Annotated in this window: 27 protein-coding genes; 20 read left to right on the top strand and 7 right to left on the bottom strand. The window is 55.5% G+C overall.

The genetic code is table 11. The features are described from left to right. Nucleotides 1-4: 4 nt before the first annotated feature. From P2R09_RS10780 to P2R09_RS10715, 14 genes are all read left to right on the top strand, one after another. The gene (locus P2R09_RS10780) at nt 5-913 is read left to right on the top strand and encodes a baseplate assembly protein (RefSeq protein ID WP_275769517.1); all 909 of its coding nucleotides are present in this window, start codon (nt 5-7) and stop codon (nt 911-913) included. Continuing rightward, a complete protein-coding gene (locus tag P2R09_RS10775) occupies nt 906-1,514 on the top strand; it encodes a phage tail protein I (protein ID WP_275769516.1) in 609 nt (202 codons plus the stop codon). Before P2R09_RS10780 ends, P2R09_RS10775 begins: the two co-directional genes overlap by 8 nt. Further along, nucleotides 1,511-2,740 (top strand): phage tail protein, encoded by a 1,230-nt coding sequence (locus P2R09_RS10770; protein WP_275769515.1) that lies wholly within the window; start codon nt 1,511-1,513, stop codon nt 2,738-2,740. Before P2R09_RS10775 ends, P2R09_RS10770 begins: the two co-directional genes overlap by 4 nt. Beyond that, complete coding sequence (locus P2R09_RS10765; protein WP_182685674.1) at nt 2,740-3,150, top strand: tail fiber assembly protein; 411 nt, start codon at nt 2,740-2,742, stop codon at nt 3,148-3,150. The genes P2R09_RS10770 and P2R09_RS10765 overlap by 1 nt, the downstream gene beginning before the upstream one ends. 219 nt (nt 3,151-3,369) lie before the next feature. Then, nucleotides 3,370-3,669: a hypothetical protein gene (locus tag P2R09_RS10760; protein WP_182685664.1), complete on the top strand. Its 300-nt coding sequence runs from the start codon at nt 3,370-3,372 to the stop codon at nt 3,667-3,669. Between the two features lie 186 nt (nt 3,670-3,855). Beyond that, a complete protein-coding gene (locus P2R09_RS10755; protein WP_275769514.1) occupies nt 3,856-5,025 on the top strand; it encodes a phage tail sheath protein in 1,170 nt (389 codons plus the stop codon). Between the two features lie 12 nt (nt 5,026-5,037). Continuing rightward, nucleotides 5,038-5,547 (top strand): phage major tail tube protein, encoded by a 510-nt coding sequence (locus P2R09_RS10750; RefSeq protein ID WP_010246672.1) that lies wholly within the window; start codon nt 5,038-5,040, stop codon nt 5,545-5,547. A 58-nt stretch (nt 5,548-5,605) separates the two neighbouring features. Continuing rightward, nucleotides 5,606-5,884 carry a phage tail assembly protein gene (locus P2R09_RS10745; protein ID WP_275769512.1) on the top strand — a complete coding sequence of 93 codons (279 nt, stop codon included), beginning with the start codon at nt 5,606-5,608 and terminating at the stop codon, nt 5,882-5,884. A gap of 32 nt (nt 5,885-5,916) precedes the next feature. Next, nucleotides 5,917-6,042 carry a GpE family phage tail protein gene (locus P2R09_RS10740; protein WP_111207766.1) on the top strand — a complete coding sequence of 42 codons (126 nt, stop codon included), beginning with the start codon at nt 5,917-5,919 and terminating at the stop codon, nt 6,040-6,042. Beyond that, entirely contained in the window at nt 6,032-8,494 is a 2,463-nt protein-coding gene (locus P2R09_RS10735) for a phage tail tape measure protein (RefSeq protein WP_275769509.1), read from the top strand. Before P2R09_RS10740 ends, P2R09_RS10735 begins: the two co-directional genes overlap by 11 nt. A gap of 3 nt (nt 8,495-8,497) precedes the next feature. Further along, on the top strand, nt 8,498-9,025 hold the full coding sequence (locus P2R09_RS10730; protein ID WP_275769506.1) for a phage tail protein: 528 nt from the start codon (nt 8,498-8,500) through the stop codon (nt 9,023-9,025). Continuing rightward, complete coding sequence (locus tag P2R09_RS10725) at nt 9,022-10,197, top strand: phage late control D family protein (protein WP_275769504.1); 1,176 nt, start codon at nt 9,022-9,024, stop codon at nt 10,195-10,197. The genes P2R09_RS10730 and P2R09_RS10725 overlap by 4 nt, the downstream gene beginning before the upstream one ends. Before the next feature lie 78 nt (nt 10,198-10,275). Continuing rightward, nucleotides 10,276-10,491 carry an ogr/Delta-like zinc finger family protein gene (locus P2R09_RS10720; RefSeq protein ID WP_069026604.1) on the top strand — a complete coding sequence of 72 codons (216 nt, stop codon included), beginning with the start codon at nt 10,276-10,278 and terminating at the stop codon, nt 10,489-10,491. A 104-nt stretch (nt 10,492-10,595) separates the two neighbouring features. Beyond that, on the top strand, nt 10,596-11,660 hold the full coding sequence (locus tag P2R09_RS10715) for a tyrosine-type recombinase/integrase (protein WP_275769502.1): 1,065 nt from the start codon (nt 10,596-10,598) through the stop codon (nt 11,658-11,660). Between the two features lie 300 nt (nt 11,661-11,960). On the opposite strand, the gene P2R09_RS10710 is transcribed toward P2R09_RS10715, so the two are convergent. From P2R09_RS10710 to copC, 3 genes are read right to left on the bottom strand one after another with little or no spacing between them, the layout of a single operon-like run. Next, nucleotides 11,961-12,308 carry a DUF2511 domain-containing protein gene (locus P2R09_RS10710; RefSeq protein WP_003849240.1) on the bottom strand — a complete coding sequence of 116 codons (348 nt, stop codon included), beginning with the start codon at nt 12,306-12,308 and terminating at the stop codon, nt 11,961-11,963. A gap of 28 nt (nt 12,309-12,336) precedes the next feature. Then, nucleotides 12,337-13,212, bottom strand: a complete 876-nt coding sequence (gene copD / locus P2R09_RS10705) for a copper homeostasis membrane protein CopD (protein ID WP_275769500.1) — start codon at nt 13,210-13,212, stop codon at nt 12,337-12,339. 4 nt (nt 13,213-13,216) lie between these two features. Next, on the bottom strand, nt 13,217-13,594 hold the full coding sequence (gene copC, locus P2R09_RS10700; RefSeq protein WP_003849236.1) for a copper homeostasis periplasmic binding protein CopC: 378 nt from the start codon (nt 13,592-13,594) through the stop codon (nt 13,217-13,219). Between the two features lie 150 nt (nt 13,595-13,744). Here copC and P2R09_RS10695 point away from each other — a divergent pair, with 150 nt between their 5' ends. Next, the gene (locus tag P2R09_RS10695; protein WP_008925353.1) at nt 13,745-13,978 is read left to right on the top strand and encodes a DNA polymerase III subunit theta; all 234 of its coding nucleotides are present in this window, start codon (nt 13,745-13,747) and stop codon (nt 13,976-13,978) included. Continuing rightward, the gene (gene exoX / locus P2R09_RS10690) at nt 13,975-14,646 is read left to right on the top strand and encodes an exodeoxyribonuclease X (protein WP_008925354.1); all 672 of its coding nucleotides are present in this window, start codon (nt 13,975-13,977) and stop codon (nt 14,644-14,646) included. The genes P2R09_RS10695 and exoX overlap by 4 nt, the downstream gene beginning before the upstream one ends. On the opposite strand, the gene P2R09_RS10685 is transcribed toward exoX, so the two are convergent. After that, nucleotides 14,640-16,703, bottom strand: coding sequence for a prolyl oligopeptidase family serine peptidase (locus P2R09_RS10685; RefSeq protein ID WP_008925355.1), 2,064 nt, complete (start codon nt 16,701-16,703; stop codon nt 14,640-14,642). The two genes, exoX and P2R09_RS10685, sit on opposite strands and share 7 nt — an antisense overlap. A gap of 125 nt (nt 16,704-16,828) precedes the next feature. Further along, nucleotides 16,829-17,485, bottom strand: coding sequence for a DUF533 domain-containing protein (locus P2R09_RS10680; protein ID WP_275769495.1), 657 nt, complete (start codon nt 17,483-17,485; stop codon nt 16,829-16,831). Nucleotides 17,486-17,649: 164 nt separating this feature from the next. Between P2R09_RS10680 and purT the strand changes: the two genes are divergently transcribed. Next, the gene (gene purT, locus P2R09_RS10675) at nt 17,650-18,828 is read left to right on the top strand and encodes a formate-dependent phosphoribosylglycinamide formyltransferase (protein ID WP_275769492.1); all 1,179 of its coding nucleotides are present in this window, start codon (nt 17,650-17,652) and stop codon (nt 18,826-18,828) included. Between the two features lie 34 nt (nt 18,829-18,862). On the opposite strand, the gene P2R09_RS10670 is transcribed toward purT, so the two are convergent. Further along, nucleotides 18,863-19,501, bottom strand: coding sequence for a bifunctional 4-hydroxy-2-oxoglutarate aldolase/2-dehydro-3-deoxy-phosphogluconate aldolase (locus P2R09_RS10670; protein ID WP_008925358.1), 639 nt, complete (start codon nt 19,499-19,501; stop codon nt 18,863-18,865). A 214-nt stretch (nt 19,502-19,715) separates the two neighbouring features. Next, complete coding sequence (gene zwf / locus P2R09_RS10665) at nt 19,716-21,191, bottom strand: glucose-6-phosphate dehydrogenase (protein WP_003849222.1); 1,476 nt, start codon at nt 21,189-21,191, stop codon at nt 19,716-19,718. 364 nt (nt 21,192-21,555) lie between these two features. On the opposite strand from zwf, the gene P2R09_RS10660 reads away from it, so the two are divergent. The 3 genes from P2R09_RS10660 to P2R09_RS10650 all read left to right on the top strand — a co-directional run bounded on the left by P2R09_RS10660 (nt 21,556) and on the right by P2R09_RS10650 (nt 25,301). Beyond that, a complete protein-coding gene (locus P2R09_RS10660; protein ID WP_275769487.1) occupies nt 21,556-22,434 on the top strand; it encodes a MurR/RpiR family transcriptional regulator in 879 nt (292 codons plus the stop codon). A 107-nt stretch (nt 22,435-22,541) separates the two neighbouring features. Next, nucleotides 22,542-23,984, top strand: coding sequence for a pyruvate kinase (gene pyk / locus P2R09_RS10655; protein ID WP_003849220.1), 1,443 nt, complete (start codon nt 22,542-22,544; stop codon nt 23,982-23,984). An 84-nt stretch (nt 23,985-24,068) separates the two neighbouring features. Next, on the top strand, nt 24,069-25,301 hold the full coding sequence (locus P2R09_RS10650) for an MFS transporter (protein ID WP_275769484.1): 1,233 nt from the start codon (nt 24,069-24,071) through the stop codon (nt 25,299-25,301). Nucleotides 25,302-25,415 lie beyond the last annotated feature (114 nt).

Below are 25,415 nucleotides of genomic sequence, written 5' to 3'. Positions count from 1 at the left end.
GACTATGGCAACTATCGACCTGAGCCAGTTGCCCGCGCCAGATGTGGTGGAGTCGCTGGACTATGAAACCCTGCTGGCCGAGCGGAAGGAGACGCTGATTTCCCTTTACCCTGCTGACCAGCAGAACGCCGTCGCCCGCACGCTGACGCTGGAGTCAGAACCTATCGTTAAGCTGCTGCAGGAAAATGCCTATCGTGAGCTGATCCTGCGCCAGCGCATCAACGAGGCGGCAAAGGCCGTCATGGTTGCGTATGCGCTGGACGGCGACCTTGACCAGCTCGGCGTAAACAATGGCGTACCCCGCCTGATCATTACCCCGGCCGACGATACAACCATTCCGCCAACCCCCGCAGTGATGGAAAGTAACGATGATTTCCGGCTGCGCATCGCCTCCGCCTTTGAAGGGCTGAGCGTGGCCGGGCCAACCGGCGCTTATGAGTACCATGCCAGAAGTGCTGACGGCCGGGTAGCCGATGCATCAGCCATAAGCCCGTCGCCTTCAGTGGTCACGGTGACAGTGCTCGCGCGTGAGGGCAACGGCGTGGCCGGTGATGATCTGCTTGCCGTGGTGAATACAGCGCTCAATGATGAGGACGTGCGCCCGGTTGCCGACCGGGTGAGCGTGCAGTCAGCAAAGATTGTGGAATACGAAATCGTGGCCGAGCTGTACCTCTATCCGGGGCCGGAAGCGGAGCCAATCCGCGCCGCCTCAGAGGCAAAGCTCGCAGCCTTTGTCAGTGTGCAGAAGCGTCTCGGCCGCGACATTCGCCTGTCTGCGCTGTATGCCGCCATGCACGTTGAGGGCGTGCAGCGCGTCAACCTTATCAAGCCTTCTGCTGACGTGGTGCTAGACAAAACCCAGGCCGCTTACTGCACAGGCTACACGCTGACCGTGGGAGGCTCGGATGAGTGATCGCCTGCTGCCGACCGGCTCGTCAGCGCTTGAGGTTGCTGCCGCCGAGGCGCTGGCAAGTCCCGGCGCTATGAGCGTGCCGCTGCGCCAGTTGTGGAATCCCTACACATGCCCGGTGGTGCTTCTGCCCTATCTGGCGTGGGCGTGGTCGGTTGACCGCTGGGATTCAGCCTGGCCTGAATCAACAAAGCGCGCCGTTGTTGCCGCCTCGCAGTATGTGCATCGGCACAAGGGCACGATAGGTGCTATTCGCCGCGTCGTTGAGCCGCTGGGCTATCTCATCAAAATAATCGAGTGGTGGAAAACCGGTGAGGCGCCAGGCACGTTCCGGCTGGATGTGGGCGTACTCGATACCGGCATTACTGAGGAAATGTATAACGAGCTGGAGCGCCTGATAGCCGATGCAAAGCCCTGCAGCCGTCACCTTATCGGCCTGTCTATCAATCTTGACGTGAACGGCGCGCTGCCGGTTGCCGTTGCCAGCTACAGCGGCGACGAGCTGACCGTTTATCCCTATACCCCTGAACTTATCAGCGTCGGCGGGCCGGGTTATTCCGGCGTGGCGGTGCATCTTATTGACCTGACGGAAGTGAGCGCATGACGACAAAATATTTTGCCCTGCTGACCAATCAGGGCGCGGCTAAGCTGGCGAACGCCGCCGCACTTGGCACAAAAGTGAATATCACCTCGATGGGCGTCGGCGATGGTGGCGGCACGCTGCCGACGCCTGACGCGGCGCAGACTAAGCTCATCGGCGAGAAGCGCCGCGCGCAGCTTAATTCGCTGACCGTTGACGCGGCAAACAGTAGCCAGATTATCGCGGAGCAGATTATCCCGGAAAGCGAGGGCGGTTTCTGGATCCGCGAGATTGGTCTCTATGACGCCGACGGCGTACTGATTGCCGTTGCTAACTGCCCGGAAACCTATAAGCCGCAACTGGCTGAAGGCAGCGGGCGCACGCAGACCGTGCGTATGATTTTAATCGTGAACAGCACAACAGCCGTTACGCTGAAGATTGATCCGTCAGTCGTGCTGGCGACGCGCAAGTATGTTGATGATGCCGTGCTCGAGGTGAAAGCCTACGCTGACAGCGTAATGAAAACTCACACCGATGCTAAAAACCCACACAGCCAGTACCTGCAAATCGCAAGCGCCCTGGCAGAAATCAAAGACGCCGGGCTGGTTGCTGACGTTCTTAAAAACCTCGGTATTAGCGAAAAGTTTTCCGGGCGCTGGATTGGCCGCCAGATTTTCACGACGCCGGGCGCGATCAGCTACAAACCCACACCAGGCACTAAACGCGCACGAATCATCATTACCGGCGGCGGCGGGCGCGGTTATGGTTTTCTGGGCTGGGGCGAAAACTATCGCGCACGCGGTGCCGGTGGCGGCGCTGGCGGTACGGCAATCGCAATGTTGGCTGTTGATGACAGCAAAACGTATGCGGGGGTTGTTGGCGCTGGCAGCAAAGAGAGCATCAATTCAACCAGCAGTGCCTTTAACGGGCAGATTACAGCGGGCAACGGTGCGAACTCAGTTGGTGATGCAGGAGGAGCCGGGGGAACTGCAGTTGGCGGGGATATCAATATTCAGGGCGGCGACGGCAGCGATTCCCCCGGCGTTATTACCGGAGGCACTAACCCTTATCGTGGGGGTTCCGGGGACGGTGGAGCCAGCTATTGGGGAGGTGCTTCACGGAGTGGCGAAGGGATTGCATCAAACGACCGGGCTTCATTTGGTGTGGGCGGCGGAGGCAACATCCGAACTTCGCCTTACTACGGTAACTACGGGGCTGACGGTATTATATACATTGAGGAATTCAGCTGATGAAAACTTATGCCCGGATTGAAAATCAGTGCGTTGCTGAGATCGTCTCGCTGAATGGGAAGCCTGAAAAACTCTATCATCCGTCACTGGTATGGGTGGATATTACCGCGCTACCCGAACAGCCCGATGTAAATTATCACTACAGTGGCGGCGTGTTTAGTGCCCCGGCTACAGAAGCTGAGAACGCAGTACTGATTGCCAGCAGCAGGCTTGCCGCTGAAATGGATGTGGCAAACCGGACAATCGCGCCGCTGCAGGATGCGGTTGATATCAGTATTGCAACAGAAGAAGAGATTGCCCGTCTGGCTGAATGGAAACGATATCGGGTGGCTCTCAGCCGGATTGATACCAGTGATAGGCAAGGTATCGTATGGCCGGATAAACCAGAACAGTTAAAAGCTATTATTTAGCAATTTGATAGGGGTGCACGGATTACGGTTGCAGAAATGTATAAAAGATACAGTTAAGCTCAACGTCTAAAGCGTGTATGATTAAAAGTCATTAATTTAAAAGCAGTGAATCAATTTTAAACTATCATAAAAATGTATGCAATTACAGGCTAGTATTAATAGCCAAAGTTTTTATTCGATAGTAGATATAGCCAAATGCCTTATCAATAAGGAGTAAGAATGTTTAGCCTAAAAGAAATTGAAGATACGATTGCAGAATGGGAAGATGAAGCCGAGGAAGCAGTAAAAGAAGAATTAGATATACAAAGAATGAAGGAGCTATCTCAAGCAATAGATGAGCATATTCAGGAGCATCATAGCAAAGAAATTGAAGACATGATTCGCGAGTTGACCGAAAGGCAAGCCGGTATTTTCTCAGATCATGATGAACTAACTTCTGAAAGTCAGAAAGAAGACGATATTCAACAGGATGAAGCCATTGACGAATTGCTTGATAAGTTAAGGCAGTATCAAAAATAAGATCAAATATTTATTAATGCTATGACAAGATTTTTTAAGAGGATGCATGAGGAGTATTGTACTTCGTGCATCCGTTTTTTTTGAATATTGCTAATTGTTTTACTGACAGACCAACAAACCGTAACAGCATGCATCCTATTCAATGACCTGACACCCTGAGCACACCCTCAAAACGGAGTGCATCAGATGTCTGATTATCATCATGGTGTCCGCGTCGTCGAAGTCAACGACGGCACGCGCACCATTTCAACCGTATCAACCGCAATCGTCGGCATGGTCTGCACCGCGCAGGATGCGGACGCGGCAACCTTCCCGCTTAATACGCCGGTACTCATCACCAACGTGCAGGCAGCTATCGGCAAAGCAGGTAAAAAAGGCACGCTCGCCGCTGCGCTGCAGGCTATTGCCGATCAGTCCAAGCCTGTGACCGTCGTCGTGCGCGTGGCTGAAGGTGCCGACGAAGCCGAAACCACGTCCAATATCATCGGCGGCACGGATGAAAACGGCCAGTATACCGGCATGAAAGCGCTGCTCGCCGCGCAGACCCAGCTCGATGTGAAGCCGCGCATCCTTGGCGTGCCGGGACTGGATTCACTGCCAGTGGCAACCGCGCTTGCCAGCATTGCGGAGCAGTTGCGCGCCTTTGCCTATGTGTCAGCATGGGAATGTAAAACCATTTCCGAAGTCCGCCTGTACCGCCAGAACTTCAGCCAGCGCGAAATCATGGTTATCTGGCCTGATTTCGTTGCATGGAACACCGCAACCAGTAAATCCGATACCGCCTTTGCCACTGCCCGTGCGCTGGGCCTTCGCGCCAAAATCGACAATGACACAGGCTGGCATAAAACTCTGTCTAACGTCGGCGTAAACGGCGTGACCGGTATTTCCGCATCGGTGTTCTGGGATCTGCAGCAGACCGGCACCGACGCCGACCTGCTCAACGAGGCCGACGTTACGACGCTGATCCGTAAAGACGGGTTCCGCTTCTGGGGCAACCGCACCTGCAGCGATGACCCGCTGTTTCAGTTTGAGAACTACACCCGCACGGCGCAGGTGCTGGCCGACACGATGGCCGAGGCGCACATGTGGGCGGTTGATAAGCCGCTGACGCCGGTTCTGGTGCGCGAGATTATCGCGGGCATCAATGCGAAATTCCGCGAGCTGGTTAACGCCGGTTATCTGCTGGGGGCGTCAGCCTGGTATGACGAAAGCGCCAACGATAAAGACACCCTGAAGGCGGGCAAGCTCTTTATTGATTACGACTATACGCCGGTTCCGCCGCTGGAAGATTTAACCCTGCGCCAGCGCATTACCGACACCTATCTGGCGAACTTCGCCGCATCCGTGAACAGCTGAGGAGCCGGATAAATGGCACTGCCACGCAAACTGAAGGGCATGAACCTTTTTAATAACGCCAACAGCTATCAGGGCGTCGTCACCGCCGTGACCCTGCCGAAGCTGGCGCGCAAGCTCGACCCATTCCGCGCGGGCGGCATGAGCGGCGCGGCCTTCATTGATAACGGTCTGGAAGATGACGCGCTCGATGTTGAGTGGAGCATCGGCGGTATTGATGAGCTGGTACTCACGCAGTGGGGGGCGTCTGACATCCCCCTGCGCTTTACCGGCTCTTACCAGCGCGACGATACCGGCGAGGAAATCGCGGTAGAGATTGAGGTGCGCGGTAAGCATCAGTCGTTTGATTTTGGCGAAGCCAAACAGGGCGAAGACACCGAAACCAAAATCACCAGTAAAAACACCTATTACAAGCTCACCTTTAACGGCAAAGAGCTGATCGAAATCGACACCATTAACATGGTGGAGAAGGTCAACGGCGTTGACCGTCTTGAGCAGCGCCGTAAAAACCTCGGCCTGGTATAAACCCTGACGCCAGCGCCCGCCGCTGGCTTTACCTGACTACAGTGAACAGAGAACAATCATGGAAAAGAAAGATAACATTGTTGAGTTTGAAACCCCGCTGCTGCGCGGCGAAACCGAAATCAAAAGCGTGGAGCTGATTAAACCGACGGCCGGAAGCCTGCGCGGCGTGCGCCTGGCCGATTTGTGCCAGTCAGATGTTGACTCCCTGCTGACCGTGCTGCCCCGCATTACCCTGCCATCACTGACAAAGGCCGAGTGTAACGCGCTTGATCCGGTTGACCTGATTGCGCTGGGCGGAAAGGTGATCGGTTTTTTGCAGTCGAAGTCGGACGACTAGACTGGCCGCACGGCCTGACGGTCAATGACCTGATGGCCGACATTGCCACGATATTTCACTGGCAACCCTCCGAGATGTACGACATGCCGCTGGCCGAGCTGATGGACTGGCGGCATAAAGCCTTTATCCGCAGCGGAGCAACCCCGGATGAGCAATAACCTCAAGGTGCAGGTGCTGCTGAACGCGGTAGACAAAGCCTCGCGCCCCTTCAAAGCCGTGCAGACCGCCGCTAAAAACCTGTCGTCAGACATACGCCAGACGCAGACGACTATTAAGGAGCTGGATGCGCAGGCCGGGAAAATTGACGGCTTCCGCAAGGCCAGCGCACAGCTGGCCGTCACGCAGCAGAGCCTCAAAGACGCAAAGCAGGAGGCGGCCGCGCTGGCCGTGCAGTTTAAAAACACCGAGCGCCCGACGACACAGCAGGCCCGCGCATTGGAAAAGGCCCGGCAGGCGGCGGCAGAGCTGCAGACGAAGTCCAACAGCCTGCGCCTTTCGGTGCAGCAGCAGCGCGAGGCACTTAACGCCGCGGGGATTTCCACCAAAGCCCTTAGCAGCGAGCAGCAGCGCCTGAAATCCGCCTCGGCGCAGGCAACCGTCAGCCTGAGTCGGCAGAAAATGGAGCTGCAGCGGCTGAATGCACAGCAGGAGCGACTGAACCAGACCAGCGAACGCTACCGCAAAGGGCAGGAGCTGTCGGGTAAAGTGCGCAACATGGGCGCGGCCGGTATCGGTGCGGCAACGGTCGGCGGCATGGCGGCAACCTCGCTGCTGATGCCGGGGTTTGATTTCGCACAGAAGAATTCCGAGCTGCAGGCCGTGCTCGGCGTGGGAAAAGAATCGCCGGAAATGAAGGCCCTGCGTGCGCAGGCGCGTCAGCTGGGCGATACAACGGCCGCCTCTGCCGATGATGCGGCAGGCGCGCAAATCGTTATCGCCAAAGGCGGCGGCGATGCCGCTGCTGTTCAGGCCGTTACGCCGGTTACGCTCAACATGGCGCTGGCAAACAAGCGCACGATGGAGGAAAACGCCGGGCTGCTGATGGGGATGAAATCAGCCTTCCAGCTTTCAAACGATGAGGTGGCACACATCGGCGACGTGCTGTCGATGACCATGAATAAAACGGCCGCTGACTTTGACGGGCTTAGCGATGCGCTGACCTACGTCGCCCCGGTAGCGAAAAACGCGGGCGTCAGCATTGAGCAGGCGGCAGCGATGGTCGGCGCTCTGCACGATGCCAAAATAACCGGCTCAATGGCCGGTACGGGAGGCCGCGCCGTGCTGAGCAGGCTGCAGGCACCGACCGGCGAATCATTCAAGGCTATCAAAGAGCTGGGAATTAAAACGGCAGACGGCAAAGGAAATACCCGCCCGATCTTCACCATCCTGAAAGAAATGCAGGCGAGCTTTGATCGTCACAAGCTGGGAACGGGCCAGCGGGCCGAGTACATGAAAACCATCTTTGGCGAGGAGGCCAGCTCATCGGCCGCCGTGCTGATGACCGCCGCCTCAACCGGCAAGCTCGACCAGCTGACCGCCACGTTTAAAGCCTCTGATGGCAAAACCGCCGAACTGGTCCAGGTCATGCAGGATAATCTCGGCGGCGACCTGAAAGAGCTGCAGTCTGCTTATGAGGCTATCGGCACCGACCTGTTTGATCAGAACGACGGCAGCCTGCGCACGCTTACCCAGGACACGGCGGCGCTGCTGCTCAAGGTGGATGGCTGGATTAAGGCTAACCCTGAGCTGGCGGGCGGTATCGCAAAAGTGGTAATGGGCGGGCTGATGCTGGCCGGGGCGCTGGGCGCAATCGGGCTGGTAGCCTGGCCGGTGATAGCGGGCGTGAATACCCTGATTGCCGGGGCGGGCTTCCTAGGCACGGCATTCAGCATCGCAGGCGGCGCGATTACGGCCGCGCTCGGCGCTATCACGCTGCCGGTTCTGGCCGTCGCGGCAGTAATCGTGGCCGGGGCGCTACTGGTGCGGAAATACTGGGAACCCATCAGCGCCTTTATCGCGGGCATGGCCGAAGGCTTCACCGCAGCGATGGGGCCGATCAGTGACTCCTTCGGTTCGTTAAAGCCGGTGTTTGATTGGGTGGGTGGCAAGGTCAAAGAGCTTTGGGACTGGTTCGGCAAACTGCTGGAGCCGCTGAAATCCACGCAGACCGAACTCGCCGCCGCCGGAGACATGGGTAAGAAGTTCGGCAACATGCTGGCCGAGGCGCTGAAAATTCCAGGTCACGCACTCGATCAGCTTATGGGCGGCATTAACTGGGTGCTGGATAAGCTCGGCATTATCGACACGAAATCCGATGGCCTGAAAGACAAGGTTCCGACGCCCGATGCGGTAGCAACCGGCGGCGCGGGCGCAGATACCGGCGGGCTGCAATACAACATCGCTTACGGTGGCGCGCCTTACCGCCCGGTTTCAGCTCCGTCAGCCGGGAGCGGATTCACCGACCGCAGCCAGAATACCTATCAGTATGAAATCAACATGCACGAGGGCATGACCAAAGACGACGCAATGGCGCTGATGGCGCAGCACCAGGCTAAAGAGCAGCGCAACCGGCAGGCACAGAACCGCAGCAAAATGGGCTGGGAGGATTAAACGATGATGATGATTTACGGCATGATGCCGTTTATGCGACAGACCCTGCCTTACGGGGATATGCAGCAGAATATCGACTATCGCTGGCCCACTAACAGCCGGTTCGGGCAGCGTCCGGCGGCGCAGTTTATCGGGCCGGGCGATGAAAAAATCACGCTATCCGGGGAGCTGCGCCCGGAAATCACGGGCGGCTCGCTGTCGCTGATGACAATCCGCCTGATGGCCGACGAGGGGGCAGCGTGGCCGCTGATTGGCGGCAGCGGCATGATTTACGGCATGTACGTGATCGAGAGTATTTCTAACACCTTCAGCGAGTTTTACCCCAACGGAACGGCCAGCAAAATCATGTTTACCCTGAGCCTGAAGCGCGTTGACGAGGCGCTTACCTCGATGTTTGGCGACCTGAAGAAACAGGCTGACGGGCTTATCAGCGGCTCCGCCAGTCTGCCAGGGCAGCTCACGTCAGCAATTAACGGCGTGAAGTCGGCGGCCGGTAGCCTGATTTCAACTGCAGGGGGGCTGCTCGGATGATCGGGATAAGTAGCCTGCCGGTGCAGGCCGGGGCGCAGTTGACGCCAGATTTCATGCTGAAGGTTAACTCTAAGGACGTCACAACCAATATCCGGGATCGCCTTATCTCGATGACACTGACCGATAATCGCGGCTTTGAAGCTGACCAGCTGGATATTGAGCTGGACGACGCCGACGGCCAGCTGGCAATGCCGGTACGCGGCGCAGTGATAACGCTGTTTCTCGGCTGGAAGGGGCAGACGCTTTTCGGCAAAGGTAGTTTCACCGTTGATGAGGTTGAGCACCACGGCGCGCCTGACACCATGACCATTCGCGCCCGCAGTGCCGATTTTCGTGGCTCGCTTAATTCCCGCCGGGAGGTGTCCTATCACGACACCACCCTGGGGGAAGTCGTGACGCAGATAGCCGCACGAAATAACTTAAAGCCCATGCTGGCTGATGGGTTCGCCGGAATTGCCGTAGCGCACATTGACCAGACGCAGGAGACAGATGCTAAATTCCTGACGCGACTCGCCACGCTGTACGGCGCGGTTGCGGCAGTGAAGGCCGGGCGGCTTCTTTTTATAAAGCCCGGTAACGGTGTCACCGCCAGCGGCAAACCAATCCCGCAGATGACGATTACGCGACAGGACGGCGACCGGCACAGCTTCAGCATTGCCGACCGTGGCGCATATACGGGTGTCGCGGCAAGCTGGCTGCACACCAAAGACCCTAAGCCCAAGAAAGTTAAGGTAAAGCGTAAGCCGAAGGTTAAACACCTGCGTGCGCTGGAGCATCCGGCGGCTAAAAAGAAAAAGACGACTGCGACCAAAACACCAGAGGCCCGAGAGGGCGATTACCTCGCAGGGACTGAAGACAACATTTTTACGCTGACGACCGTGTATGCGACGAAAGCGGCCGCGATGCGGGCAGCTAAAGCAAAGTGGGATAAGCTGCAGCGCGGCGTCGCTGAGTTCTCGCTTACGCTCGCGATGGGACGTGCCGACCTGTACCCGGAAACGCCGGTCAGGGTGAGCGGCTTTAAGTCGGTGATCGATGCGCAGCCGTGGATTATCAGTAAGGTGACGCATAGCCTGAGCGGCAGCGGGTATACAACCACGCTTGAGTTTGAAGTGCTGCTTTCAGATATTGAATATCAGTCAGAAACAGAGGGTGAAACGGAAACTGCTTAATTCGGGTGTAATTTGCAAAACACGATTTGCATATTCAAACTAAGTAGCTCTCCCCTGCCCTTTTTGAGGATATTGATGATGATGCACTGCCCTTTATGCCAGACAGCAGCCCACGCAAAAAGCAGCCGCTATGTTTCAAAAGAAACAAAAGAACGTTATCACCAGTGCCAGAATATTAATTGCAGCTGCACATTCAAAACGCACGAGACCGTGACTGGAATGATTGTCTCGCCTGGGCAAATCAATAAGGTGCCACTCTACACCAGCCAACAGCAACCTTCCCTGCTGCATTAATTTAGCCCGCTCAGCGGGCTTTTTCATGTTTGAAAATCCATAATCATACATTGAATACTGTTTTTATATACAGTAATTTAGTCCCCTTTTATCAAGGGGGCTTCATGGCAATAAGGAAATTAAATACAGGTAAGTGGCTCTGCGAGTGCTATCTCAATGGAAGGGATGGTAAACGAGTGAGGCGGCAGTTCAGGACCCGAGCTGAAGCCATTGCCTTTGAGCAATACACTCAGGACGAAATGAAGGCAAAACCCTGGCTGGCTGAAAAAGAGGATAACCGCAAGCTTAGCGAACTTATCGAGCTATGGTACAAACTGCACGGTTGCTCACTAAGTGACAGAAAAGGCCGACTCGGCAAACTCAACATTATCTGTAATGGCATGGGAAACCCCGTTGCTGCCTCTATCACTTCGAAGGATTGGGCACATTATCGGGAGCGACGTTTACAGGGCCTCATAAAGAACGGATACAAAACCAGTGATAAATCTTTAAAGGTCTCACCGGGTACCATTAACTGTGAACATGCATTTCTGCGCGCTCTTTTTAATGAGCTGGAACGGCTTGGCGAAATCAGCTACCCCAACCCACTTAAAAATATACGGGAGTTTGATCAGCCAGAGAAAGAAATGGCATGGTTGACTGAAAACCAGATACAAAAGCTTTTTGCCGCCTGCAAAGTTCACGATAACCCTGATCTGACGCTGATTATCAAAATCTGCCTTTCAACCGGGTGCCGGTGGAGTGAAGCCGCGAATCTTAAAGCCTCACAATTGGCTCCAAACAAAATCACTTTCATCAATACCAAAGGCAAAAAGAACCGCTCGGTACCCATCGACAACGCCCTGTATAACGAATTAAAAGACAAAGAGGGACGTTTTTTTGCAGAGTGTTATCGCCAGTTTTATCGGGTCATTCGCCTAGCCGGTATTGAATTACCTGAAGGTCAGATGAGCCATGTACTGCGCCATAGCTTTGCCAGTCACTTTATGATGGCCGGGGGAAATATCATCGTGCTGCAGCGAATTCTCGGGCATTCCGACATCAGGGTGACGATGCGTTATGCGCACTTCGCGCCAGACCATCTTGAGGATGCAATTCGTTGTAATCCGCTGGCATTGATGGCGAAGAAAAATGGCGACAAAGTGGCGGCACAGAGTCCAGCAGAGTAGAACAGAAGGCAACAGGGTGGCTTTCAACTCATTGATTTTAATCTAAGATGCTGTTTTTAAATGCCAACCAAAAAAAGACCGAATACGATTCCTATATTCGGTCCAGGGAAATGGCTCTCAAGGAGCCGTGCGCTAAAAGTTGGCATTTATGAAGGCGGTGTCGCCTTGCCATTTAAGATTAGAACAGCGCGGTGGAAATGCCAGCAAACGCGGGAATCAGGGCCATAAACTGGATCAGATTGTGATCGCAACGGCAAAATTTCGGAGAGTGGGCGCAGCGCGAGGCTGCACCCGAAAGGCCTATTTTCCGCACAGCGCCTGAGTGCGTTCGATAATCGGCTGCAGGCTCATCATCTGGCCCGGATGGGCTTTGTCTTCGGCCTGAATCACGCTGATCGGCTGGGCTTTCACCTGCTTGTTTTTAAACAGTGTGTCAGCGATGTCGTTCAGCGGGTATGTCATCAGCGTACTCGGATTGATGGCAAACATCGCACCATCTTTCTCGCAGGTCAGCATCACCTCTTCACGATTAAAGGGCCACTTATCTTTACCGATCTCAAAGCGGCTGACGGTAATGATTTGCGCCGCCAGCGCCTGGCCGCATACGGATAACAACAGGATTGCGGGAATCACTTTCTTCAGCAACATAACTACCCTTTTCTCTCTTAAACTACATTCAGGCTGGCGACAGCGTGGCAAATACGCTGACCAGCCCAACCACGCCGCATGCCAGCAGTAGTTCAAGCTGCGTCATGCGAATAAATTTTTGCTGCGCCCCGCTGCCCGCCAGGCGGAATCGCGGCACCAGCCAGTATCGATTAATCAGCGCCACCAGAACCATCAGAGCAACCAGCAGCACTTTGCACAGCAGCAATATAACGTAGCGTGAATCGTGCCACATCAGCGGCCAGCCCGCGATCATTACGCTGTTTATCACCCCGCTGAGCAGCGTTAACGCCACCGCCAGATGACCATAGCGTGAGAAACGCATCATAGTGCGAATCGCATCGGTGCGGCGATCAACCTGCCGTGCCTCGCGCATCAACAGCAACAGTGGCAGTAATCCACCTGCCCAGAACGTCGCCGCAATCAGATGCAGTGCATGGTTAATCTGCTGAAGAACGCCGGGCCAGCTATCGCGCATCGCAGCATGGCCTATTAGCGCCATGCAGGACAGTTGCAGAACGCCAGCCAGCAGTAACACCTGCTGACGCAGGCGTCCGGTCAGTAATAGCGCACCAACAGCCAGCACGCCGAAAATGATTTCCCACTGCCACACCGCACCGAAGTGCGTGCTCAGCACCGCCAGCCAGATATGGATGTCGGTCAGGTTAGTGCTGGTGCCGCTCATTAACACATTCTGGCAGGCCAGCATCGCCACAGCACTGAGCAGCGCCAGCCAGGCACTCCCCTTCACCAGCGGATTTAACTGAATCGCCAACAGGGATCGGTAGCGTTTGGGCGCCAGCAGCGCACTGTAACAGGCGCTGCCTGTAAGCAACATCACGGCAGTAAAATGCAGCGCGCGCAGCAGGATCCAGAGGGTTGTCACCGGGTTACTTCACACTAAAGCGATAGCTTCCAGCGGTTTTATGTCCATCCACCGACAGCACATGCCAGTTAACCTGATAGCTTCCCGCTTTTAGCGGCTGCGGCAGGCCAACAATCAGGCGTTTTTTCTGGTCAGACTCAACGCGGGCTTTGGCGGTCACGACGGGCTTCTGTGCACTGTCCAGCAGCGTCACGCCACTGAACGCCGCTTCAATATCTTCACTGAAGTTCAGCGTCAGCGCATCAGGGGATGTCGTAACCTGCGCTTTGGCCGCCGGGAGAGAAGACTGGAGGTGTGCATGCGCCCCCGCCAGCGAGCTGAAGGCCATCATGCCCGCGGCCGTCACTGCTATAATCATGCGGGAAATAGTTTTTTTCTGCATAAGATCATCCTTTTAACCGCCGCCAGGGCGTAAACGTGGCAAAAGGATACGCTGCTGGTTTTACACTGTCGAGGCCAGCGATGCGATCCTTTATCCTTGATTCAGACCGACGAAAACATTACTTTTGCCGGCTATCGTCAGGAGATAATTATGAGCCGTAACCTTGCATTGCTGTCCCAGGAAGAGAAAGACAAGATAAATGTCGATTTGGCGGCCGCAGGCGTGGCGTTTAAAGAGCGCTATAACATGCCGGTCGTCGCCGAGATGGTGGCGCAGGAGCAGCCTGAAGCGCTGCGTGACTGGTTTCGTCAGCGTCTGATGCAATACCGTCAGGCATCACTCAGCCTGTCGCGCCTTCCTTATGAACCGAAGATGAAGCAATGATGTTCCGCGTTATTGATACCGAAACCTGCGGCCTGCAGGGCGGCGTAGTTGAAGTTGCGTCCGTGGATGTGGTCGACGGTAGAATTGTGAATCCGATGAGCGATTTGACCCTACCGGACCGCCCGATCAGCCGTCAGGCGATGGCCGTGCATCGCATCACCGAAGCAATGGTCGCCGGTAAACCCACGATTGAAGAGGCAATTCCACGCTATTACGGCAGCGCTTTTTATGTCGCGCACAACGCCAGTTTTGATCGGCGGATGCTGCCTGAAATGTACGGCGAATGGATCTGCACCATGCAGCTGGCGCGCCAGCTCTGGCCGGGCATTAAATATGGCAACCAGGCGTTACGTCATTCGCTGAAGCTGGATGTCACGCCACCCGCTGAGCTTCATGCGCACCGCGCACTGTATGACTGCTATGTCACGGCGGCGCTGCTGATCCGTATCATGGAGACCTCCGGCTGGAGTGCCTCCGAAATGATTGTGCGTTCGCAACCGGCGGCACAGCGCGACGATATTCTGCCGTTCGGCAAATATCGCGGTCAGGCGATTGCCGTAATTGCCAGAAAAGATCCTGGCTACCTGAAGTGGGTACTGAATAATGTCAGTGATTTGCGCCCGCCATTGCGGCAGGCGCTGAATAAATACCTCTCTGAATCTCAGTAATCCTGGGCTGGCGGCAAGGTACCCTGCGCCAGTCCGAGCAGGAAGGTGTACTCCATCGCGATCCCTTCGTAGGCTTTGTAGCGTCCGGACTTGCCGCCGTGACCGGCATCCATGTCGGTGCAGAGCAGCAGAAGATTATTGTCGGTTTTCATCGACCTTAGCTTCGCCACCCACTTGGCCGGTTCCCAGTACTGCACCTGTGAGTCGTGCAGGCCAGTCGTGACCAGCAGATGGGGATAATCCTTCGCCTCGATATTGTCATAGGGGCTGTACTGGCGGATATAACGGTAATATTCAGGATCATTGGGGTTGCCCCACTCGTCATACTCACCGGTGGTCAGCGGGATCGACTCATCCAGCATCGTGGTAACCACATCCACAAATGGCACCTGAGCCACCACGCCGTGGAACCGTTCTGGTGCCAGGTTAATGACCCCGCCCATCAACAGCCCGCCTGCGCTACCGCCCATGGCATAAAGCCGCTCCGGGTGGCCGATGCCGCGTGCCACCAGCGCATCCGTCACCTCAATAAAATCAGTAAAGCTGTTCATTTTGTTCAGCAGGCGACCGCCGTCATACCATTGCTGTCCCAGCTCACCGCCACCGCGTACCTGAATCAGGGCATAGACAAAGCCGCGATCCAGCAGGCTCAGACGGCTGACGCTGAAATCGGCATCCATGCTGCTGCCATAAGCGCCGTAGCCATAGACCAGCATCGGGTTCTGACCGGGCTGATAATGCTTGCGGTGATAAACCAGTGAGACCGGCACTTCGGTGCCATCGCTGACTTTGATCCAGTGGTGCTCGCTTTTGTAATCTTCCGCGTTAAAGCCTTTCACCGCGCTCTGTTTCAGAATGCGACGTTCACCCGTATCCATATCCAGTTCAAACAGCGTGGTCGGCGTGGTCATGGACGAGTAGCCATAACGCAGTTTGCTGGTGCGGGGCGTGGGATTATAAGCAAGCCACGTCACATAGGTCGGATCGTCAAAGGCGATGCCACTGGTCTCGCCGCTGGCCCAGTTGATCTGACGCAGACTGGTTAAGCCGCGCTGACGCTCTTCCACTACCAGCCAGTCGCGGAACAGCTGAAAATCTTCCATCACCACCTGTTCCCGCGCAGGAATCAGCGTTTCCCAGCGTGACTCATCCAGATAGCGACTGCGGTAGAGCCCGAAGTTTTTCCCGTCACGGTTTGATCGAATGAAAAACTGATGATCGTAATGATCGATGCTGTATTCGTGATCGCGACGGCGGGGCAAAAACACATGCGGCTGCGCATCAGGGAAGTTCGCATCGATTAACTGGATTTCGCTGGTGTTAGTGCTGTAGAGCGCAATCATGATGAACTGCTTGGAGGTGCTCTTGTGCACGCTGAGATGATAGGTGTCATCGCGTTCTTCATAGACCAGCTTATCATCGGACTGCGGCGAACCGAGTTCGTGTCGCCAGACCTGATAAGAGAGCAGCGTCTGCGGGTGCTTGCGCACATAGTAAAGGGTGCGTGAGTCATTGCCCCAGGCGAAGCTGGATGAGGCGTTGCTCAGCACTTCGGGATACCAGCTGCCACTCTCCAGGTTACGGAACCGGATGCCATATTGCCGCCGCGACAGGAAATCTTCCGCCAGCGCCATGACCCGGTTATCCGGGCTGATATGCAGCGCGCCCATGGTGTAGAAATCGCTGTGCGAGGCGCGCTGATTGGCATCCAGCAGCAGGCTCCACTCGCCCGATTCATCGCTTGCTGCGGGCTGACGGTAGTAGGCCGGGTATTCGTTACCGCTCTGATAACGACTCTGATAGCGGTAGCCGTTTTTGACATAAGGCACGGAGTGATCTTCCGGCGGCAGCCGATCGATAATCTCTTTTAACACCCGGTCCTGCAGCGGTTGCTGCGACGACATGATTTTTTTGCCGTAATTATTTTCGGCTCGGAGGTAATCAAGAACCTCGCTGTTTTCGCGTTTGTCGTCGCGCAGCCAGTAATAATTGTCAACGCGGGTCTCGCCATGCAGCGTCATCTCGTGGGGTATTTTTTTTGCGATGGGTGCTTTCATCCATCCGTCTCCATCAACGTAATGATCTGTAAGCGTAACACTTCAGCAGCGGGAAGCCAGACATAGGGTGAGAAGCTGCCGCCAGCGGAACATCTTCAGTGACCCGCTGGCGGAGAATCGAGGGTTTAACTGGCAGGCAGACGGGCTTTTTCGGCCTCGAGGTCCTGTTGAATGCCATCACGAACATCCTGAGGAATTTTCAGGGCGTCGCCCAGGGCGGAGAGATAGCTGCGCTCCATAAAGTGGTCGACGTCGATAGCGGCACAACTCAGGAAATAGAGCTCCAGCGCCTCCTCTTCATTTTTCACATCAGCTGCCAGCCACTGAGGATCCAGTGGGCGATTCATCGCTTTCTGAATCAGCTGTTCTGCATCCTGGCCATAACCGGATTGATGAATGTTCTGCTCAATCGCGGCTCGCTCCTGATCGTCGATATGCCCGTCACTTTTAGCAGCAAACACCAGCGCAGTGACCAGGCGCTCAGCGCGCAGGTCAACGGGCGTCTGTGCCACACCAAAGTCAGGCTCATTCTGATGCGCTTCGCTGACCCGCTGCTTGTATTTGTTCCACAGTACCGCGCCTGCCGCCGCACCACCTCCCACAATCAGGGCTTTGCCGCCATATTTGGTCAGCAGTTTGCGCGACGACTTACTGGAGATCAGCATCGCAGCCAGACCGCCCAGCGCGCCGGGTGCCAGCATGTCACTTAAGCCACCGCCCGACTTGCTCTCACCGCCCTTCTTTGTCAGCACCGACTGAATCTGTTGCAACCAGTTATTCATCGTTCACTCCTTTCAGGATGTCAGCCGTTATCCTGACCAAAAGGATGTCAGGAAACGTCAGAGCGGGAAAAGTACGGCAAAAAGCGATGTCGGCGGCACGAAAGATGAGAACGCAAACGTTTTCGTTTATACTTGCGCGCGAATTTGACTGCTTAGGTGAATGTATGACGACTCTCGGAACAGCGCTGCGTCCGGCGGCGACGCGTGTAATGCTATTGGGTTCAGGTGAACTGGGTAAAGAGGTGGCGCTGGAGTGTCAGCGTCTGGGTGTGGAAGTGATCGCGGTTGATCGTTACGCCGATGCCCCGGCGATGCATGTCGCCCATCGCAGCCATGTGATTAACATGCTGGATGGCGCGGCCCTGGCTGCGCTGATAGCGGAAGAGAAGCCGGATTTTGTGGTACCGGAAATTGAAGCCATCGCCACGGATACCCTGGTTGAACTGGAGCAGCAAGGCCAGCGCGTGGTTCCGACTGCCCGTGCCGCACGCCTGACGATGAATCGCGAAGGCATTCGTCGCCTGGCGGCTGAAGAGTTGTCACTGCCAACCTCCCGTTATCGCTTTGCCGACAGCAAGGCGCGCTTCGACGAAGCCGCCGCAGAGATTGGCTTTCCCTGCATTGTGAAGCCGGTGATGAGTTCATCGGGTAAAGGCCAGAGCTTTATCCGCGACGCCAGCCAGCTTGATAAAGCCTGGGACTACGCACAACAGGGCGGTCGCGCCGGAGCCGGTCGCGTCATTGTTGAAGGCGTCGTCAACTTCGATTTTGAGATCACCCTGCTCACTATCAGCGCCGTCGATGGCATTCACTTCTGCGCACCGATTGGTCATCGTCAGGAAGATGGCGATTACCGTGAATCATGGCAGCCGCAGCAGATGAGTGAGCTGGCGCTGCAGCGGGCACAGGATGTTGCCGCAGAGGTCGTTAAGGCGCTTGGCGGCTATGGTCTGTTTGGCGTTGAGCTGTTTGTCTGCGGAGATGAGGTGGTGTTCAGTGAAGTATCACCGCGCCCACACGACACCGGTATGGTCACGCTGATTTCGCAGGACCTGTCTGAGTTTGCGCTGCACGTACGGGCGTTTCTGGGTCTGCCTATTGGCGGGATTCGTCAGTATGGTCCCTCTGCTTCTGCCGTTATCCTGCCGCAACTGACCAGCCAGAACGTACAGTTTGTGAATGTCGAAGCAGCACTGGGTGCAGGGCTGCAACTGCGACTGTTCGGCAAGCCGGAGATCAGCGGTCAGCGTCGTCTTGGTGTGGCGCTCGCCAGCGGTGATAGCACCGAACAGGCGATTGCGCGTGCGGTTGCCAGCGCAGCCGCGGTCACGGTTCAGGGTTGACGTTATGCGGTGAGCAAATGCTCACCGCTATTACTTACTTCGCGCCTTCCACAGCTTCGCGTGCCAGGCGGGTAATGCGATCCCAGTCGCCCGCTTCCAGCGCATCGTTAGGCACAAGCCATGAACCACCGATGCAGAGCACGCTTTTCAGCGCCAGATAGTCACGATAGTTGGCCGGGGAGATGCCGCCGGTCGGACAGAAACGCACCTGCGGGAAAGGTCCGCCAATCGCCTGCAGCGCTTTAACGCCACCATTCGCTTCTGCCGGGAAGAACTTAAACTCGCGCAGACCGTAGTCCATACCCGTCATTAACTCAGAAACAGTGCTGATACCCGGAATCAACGGAACCGGCCCGTCAACCGCCGCTTTCAGCAGCGATTCGGTGACGCCGGGGCTGATAACAAACTGCGCACCGGCATCGGTCACTTCCTGTAACTGCTGCGGGTTAATCACGGTTCCCGCACCAACGATCGCATCCGGCACTTCTTTGATCATCGCCCGTAAGGCATCCATCGCCACCGGTGTGCGCAGCGTTACTTCCAGCACTCTGACACCGCCCGCCACCAGTGCTTTCGCCATCGGCACCGCGTGTTCGAGTTTGTTCACCACGATGACCGGCACCACAGGTCCGGTGGTCAGAATCTGTTCAGCACTCGTTTTCCAGTTTTTCATCAGTTCCCCTTGCTTGATAACACCGGGATTATGACCCGGTCATGGAGCATCGGCTCCTGCCCTGTAAATTGCGTCACTACCATACATGATTCGTTTCCTGAGCGTCTATCATCCTGCGACCATTTTGAAACAGCAGTTCAATTTTATCCGCATGCTCTGACACGTTTTAACGGCGAAAAAAAAGCCCGCGTTGCGGGCTTTATCAGTACTTTAGTTATTCAAATTCGTTCCACGACCGGCCATCGCGGGTGATCATCGCGACCGAAGCCACCGGACCCCAGGTGCCCGCCTGATACGGTTTGGAGGAATCGCCATCCGCAGCCCATGCTTCGATAATAGAATCGACATAGGTCCATGCGGCTTCCACTTCATCACGGCGCACAAACAGCGCCTGGATACCGCGCATGCTCTCCAGCAGAAGACGCTCATAAGCATCAGCGAGGTGCGACTGGTTAAATGTCTCGGAGTAACTCAGATCGAGCTTGGTGGTCTGCAGTTTGTGCTTGTGATCGAGGCCTGGCACTTTATTCAGGATCTCGATATCCACACCTTCGTCCGGCTGCAGACGAATCGTCAGCTTGTTCTGTGGCAGTTCTGAGTAGGAATCCTTAAACAGGTTCATCTCAGGGTTTTTGAAGTAGACCACGACTTCAGAGCACTTGGTCGGTAAACGCTTACCGGTACGCAGGTAGAACGGCACGCCTGCCCAGCGCCAGTTATCGATATCGACACGGATCGCCACGAACGTCTCTGTGGCGCTCGTTTTATTGGCACCCTCTTCTTCCAGGTAGCCCGGCACTTTTTTGCCCTGCACAAAGCCAGCGGTGTACTGACCGCGTACGGTTTTCTCACGTACGTTGGTCTGATCGATGCGGCGCAACGAGCGCAGCACTTTCACTTTTTCGTCACGGATGCTGTCGGCGCTGAGATCGGACGGCGGCGACATCGCAATCATGGTCAGAATCTGCAACAAATGGTTCTGGATCATGTCGCGCATCTGGCCCGCTTTATCGAAGTAACCCCAGCGGCCTTCAATGCCCACTTCTTCGGCCACGGTGATCTGCACATGGTCGATGGTGCGGTTATCCCAGTTGTTCACGAAGATGGAGTTAGCAAAGCGCAACGCCAGCAGGTTAAGCACGGTCTCTTTGCCGAGATAGTGGTCGATACGAAACACCTGGCTCTCTTCAAAGTATTCGCCAACGCTGTCGTTGATCTCCTGAGAGGTTTCCAGTGAGGTGCCCAGTGGCTTCTCCATTACCACGCGCGCCGGTTTGGCATTCAGCTTCGCCGTGCCCAGGCCCTGACAGATCGCGCCAAAGGTGCTGGGTGGCATCGCAAAATAGTTGATGGTGGTGCGGTTTTTCTGATCCAGCATCTTGCCCAGTTTCGGGAAGTGCGTGGTGTCATTAACATCGAGGTTGCAGAAGTCGAGACGGTTGCTGAGTTTATCCCACAGCGCTTCGTCAATCTTCTCCTTCATGAAGGTTTCCAGCGCTTCACGTACCACTTTGGTGTATTCCGCTTTATCCCACTCAGCACGGCCGACACCAATAATGCGGGTTTCTTCATGGATCTGACCCGCTTTCTCTAACTGGTACAGTGAAGGCAACAGTTTACGGCGTGCAAGATCGCCTTTGGCACCGAAAATCACCAGATCGCATGCCTGGGCTATTTGTGTTACCGCCATTTTCCTCTCCTCGTTGCAGGATAGTCCGGTGGTGATGCATCTTCTGCCACCGGGTCCAGGTTATTATTTTCTTTCAGCACAATGTACTTTTTTCCCTGCGCCAGGTAAACCGACTCGCCGGGTCAACCGCATTAACTCTGTACCGGATGTGCTAAGCACGTGTGATGACACGTGCGGATTGCCGTTTTTTTCTGTTTCTGTTGGTGTCAGGAAAATCTGGCACCGGTCAAAGTATCCCAAAAAAAAGAGCAATCAACTTGTCAGCCGTTGCGCTTGCCGGGTGCTGGCGCGATATAGTCTCTGTTAATCGGCTCCTGCGACAGTGATAATTGAAATTGATAAAAGTGATTATGGTCATCAGCTTATGAATATGCTGGAAAAAATTGAGGCGCAGTTTGCAGCGCTGAGCAAAGCGGAAATGAAAGTCGCCCGGCAGATTCTGGCTGAACCGCAGGCGGCGATGCACTCCAGCATCGCAACACTGGCCGGCATTGCCGGCGTCAGTGAACCCACCGTGAACCGCTTTTGCCACCGACTGGGTGCACGGGGCTTTCCCGACTTTAAACTGCAGCTGGCGCAGGGCCTGGTGAAAGGCAGCAACTGGGTCAGCCGGGGCGTTGAAGACGACGACACAGCAGAGAACTACAGCCACAAAATCTTCGGCTCGGCGCTGTCAGGGCTGCAGCGGGTCCGCGATCAGCTGAACAGCGCGCATCTGCAACAGGCGGTAACCCTGCTCGCGCAGGCCGATAAACTCGCCTTTTTCGGGCTCGGTGCGTCCGCTGTAGTGGCGCATGACGCTTTCACCAAATTTCTGCGCTTTAATCTGCCGGTCATCTGGTCGGACGATATTGTGATCCAGCGCATGAGTTGCATAAATAGTCGAGCCGGTGACGTATTTGTTCTTATTTCGCATACTGGACGCACAAAAAATATGGTAGAACTGGCTCGCCTGGCCCGTGTAAACGGTTCCACCGTTATTGCCATCACCTCTCCCGATTCACCCCTTGCTCATGAAGCAGCGATAGCTTTAGTGCTTGATGTACCGGAAGATACTGATGTCTATTTGCCGATGGTGTCGCGCCTGGCGCAGTTGACCGTGATTGATGTGTTGGCGACCGGTTTTACTCTGGAACGGGGTGCGCCCTTCCGGGAAAACCTGAAACGCGTGAAAGAGGCGTTGAAAGCGTCGCGTTACGAAAAGAACACCATTCGGGAAAAGAATGATCAGCAAAAAAATTAACATCACATTTACAATGTGAGTCGTATCACAACCCATCGATCATATAGAATAGATAACCTTGCTGTGTCCACTGTCCATGACACGCTTAAATGTTTACGGAGTCCTCGATGTCAAGACGTCTCAGAAGAACCAAAATCGTTACAACCCTCGGCCCGGCTACCGATCGTGATAATAACCTGGAAAAAATCATCGCTGCCGGCGCGAACGTTGTACGACTCAACTTCTCTCACGGCACGCCAGAAGACCATCAGCTGCGTGCCGATAAAGTACGCGAAATCGCGGCAAAACTGGGTCGCCATGTGGCTATCCTCGGTGACCTTCAGGGCCCCAAAATTCGTGTTTCAACCTTCAAAGAAGGCAAAGTTTTCCTGAATATCGGCGACCGTTTCCTGCTGGATGCCAATCTGGGTAAAGGCGAAGGCGATAAAGAGCGTGTCGGAATCGACTACAAAGGCCTGCCTGCAGATGTGGTGCCAGGCGACATTCTGCTGCTGGATGATGGTCGCGTGCAGCTGAAAGTGCTGGAAGTTCAGGAGATGAAAGTGTTCACCGAAGTTACTGTCGGTGGCCCACTGTCGAACAATAAAGGCATTAACAAGCTGGGCGGCGGCCTGTCGGCTGAAGCGCTGACCGAGAAAGATAAAGCGGACATTATCACCGCCGCCAAAATCCGTGTCGATTATCTGGCTGTCTCCTTCCCACGCTGTGGTGAAGATATGAACCTGGCACGTCGCCTGGCGCGTGAAGCGGGTTGCGACGCCAAACTGGTGGCTAAAGTGGAACGTGCCGAAGCTGTTGCCAGCCAGGAAGCGATGGATGACATCATTCTGGCCTCTGACGTGGTGATGGTTGCGCGTGGCGACCTGGGCGTTGAGATTGGCGATCCGGAACTGGTCGGCATTCAGAAAGCGTTAATTCGCCGTGCCCGCCAGCTTAACCGCACTATCATTACCGCGACCCAGATGATGGAGTCGATGATCACTAACCCGATGCCGACCCGTGCAGAAGTTATGGACGTGGCAAACGCCGTGCTGGATGGTACCGATGCCGTGATGCTTTCTGCGGAAACCGCCGCAGGTCAGTATCCGGCTGAAACCGTTTCAGCGATGGCGAAGGTCTGCCTGGGTGCAGAGAAGATTCCAAGCGTTAACGTCTCCAAACACCGTCTGGATGTGCAGTTCGACAACGTCGAAGAAGCGATCGCTATGTCTTCTATGTATGCTGCGAACCATCTGCAGGGCGTGACCGCCATCATCACCATGACCGAGTCTGGCCGTACGCCGCTGATGACCTCGCGTATCACTTCAGGCCTGCCGATTTTTGCGATGTCGCGCCATGAACGCACCCTGAACCTCACCGCACTCTATCGCGGTGTCACGCCGGTGTTCTTCGACAGCAACAACGACGGCGTCGCTGCTGCACACGACGCGGTTAACCTGCTGCGTGATAAAGGCTTCCTGGTCTCCGGCGATCTGGTCATCGTGACGCAGGGTGATGTGATGGGCGCCACCGGCACCACCAACACCACCCGTGTGCTTCGCGTGGATTAATTGAGTCTGGGTTGACATTGTCGGTGTAGAATCAATGACGCGACTGCCTGGCAGTCGCGTTTTCTTTTCTGACAAGGAGGCAAGATGCCCCGTTTCCAGCCTATCAGCCAGCTTACCGGCCGAATTTTACTTTTTCCTCTGGCGTTAGTGCTATTCGAGTTTGCTACCTATATTGCTCACGACATGATCCAGCCTGGTATGCTGATCGTCACCAGTGAGTTCTCTGTTGGCCCTGAGTGGGTCTCTACTTCGCTAACCGCCTACCTGATTGGTGGTGTAGTGCTGCAATGGCTGCTGGGTCCGCTCTCTGATAAGTTTGGCCGGCGACCGGTGATGCTGTCTGGCATCCTGTTTTTTGCAGTCGCCTGCATGCTGACGCACTGGGTCAGCTCAATTGAGGAATTTGTCAGCCTGCGTTTCATTCAGGGCATCAGCCTCTGCTTTATCGGCGCAGTTGGCTATGCCGCGATCCAGGAAGCCTTTGATGAGGCGCTGGCGGTGCGCATGATGGCGCTGATGGCTAACGTAGCGTTACTGGCTCCGCTGGCAGGCCCGCTGGCTGGTGCCGCCTGGCTCACTGTTGGCAGCTGGCGCAGCATGTTCTGGCTGTTTGCCGCCTGCAGCCTGGTCGCTTTTGTGGTGCTGTGGCGTGTGATGCCCGAAACTGCAGGCGACCGCAGTCATTCTATCGCCCTGCCCAATCTGGCGCGCAACTATGGCCGGTTAATGAAAGACCGTCTGGTGGTGTCTGGCTCTTTTGCTATCGGGCTGGTGTTTATTCCAATCCTCACCTGGGTTGCCCTTTCGCCGGTGATCCTGATGCATGATGAAGGTCTGTCACGCATGCAGTATGCCCTGCTGCAGCTGCCGGTGTTTCTGGCAATGATCGCCGGTAACCTGACGCTGAGTAAGCTGGCGGGACGGGTCCCGATTGAACAGCCGGTGAAGTTCGCCGCCTGGCCCATTCTGATTGGTCTGAGTCTTGCGCTGGTAGCAAGCCTGCTCAACAGTCATAGTTATCTGCTGATTACCGCCGGTCTGAGTCTCTACGCTTTTGGTGCCGGAATGGTAAATGCCGGGCTGTATCGCCTGACGCTTTACGCCAGTAATGAAGGTAAAGGTAGCGTAGCCGCGATGCTGGGGATGATCAGTATTCTGACGCTGGCGGTGGGAATTGAACTGGCGAAAAGTGGCTATTTCAGCGGCGGCACGCTGTGGTTCTGTCTGATTAACTTTATCAGCGGCGTGCTGTGGTTTGGGCTGGTTATTCTGTTTATGCGTGAGCGTAAACGCCGCAGCCGGCTCGAGGCGTTATAACAAGCTGCGCAGTCGTTTTTCTCAGACGGCGACCCTGGCCAAAGCGATGGAGCATAGGCCAGTAGCAAAGCATGCTCCGTAGCGCAAACTTCATGATCATAAAAGGCCGCGAAA

Origin of the sequence: Pantoea sp. Cr_R13, assembly GCF_029222565.1 — a bacterium.
Taxonomy (GTDB): domain Bacteria; phylum Pseudomonadota; class Gammaproteobacteria; order Enterobacterales; family Enterobacteriaceae; genus Pantoea; species Pantoea eucalypti.
The sequence above is the reverse complement of the archived record's forward strand: the minus strand, read 5'-3'. Positions and strand labels throughout refer to the sequence as shown.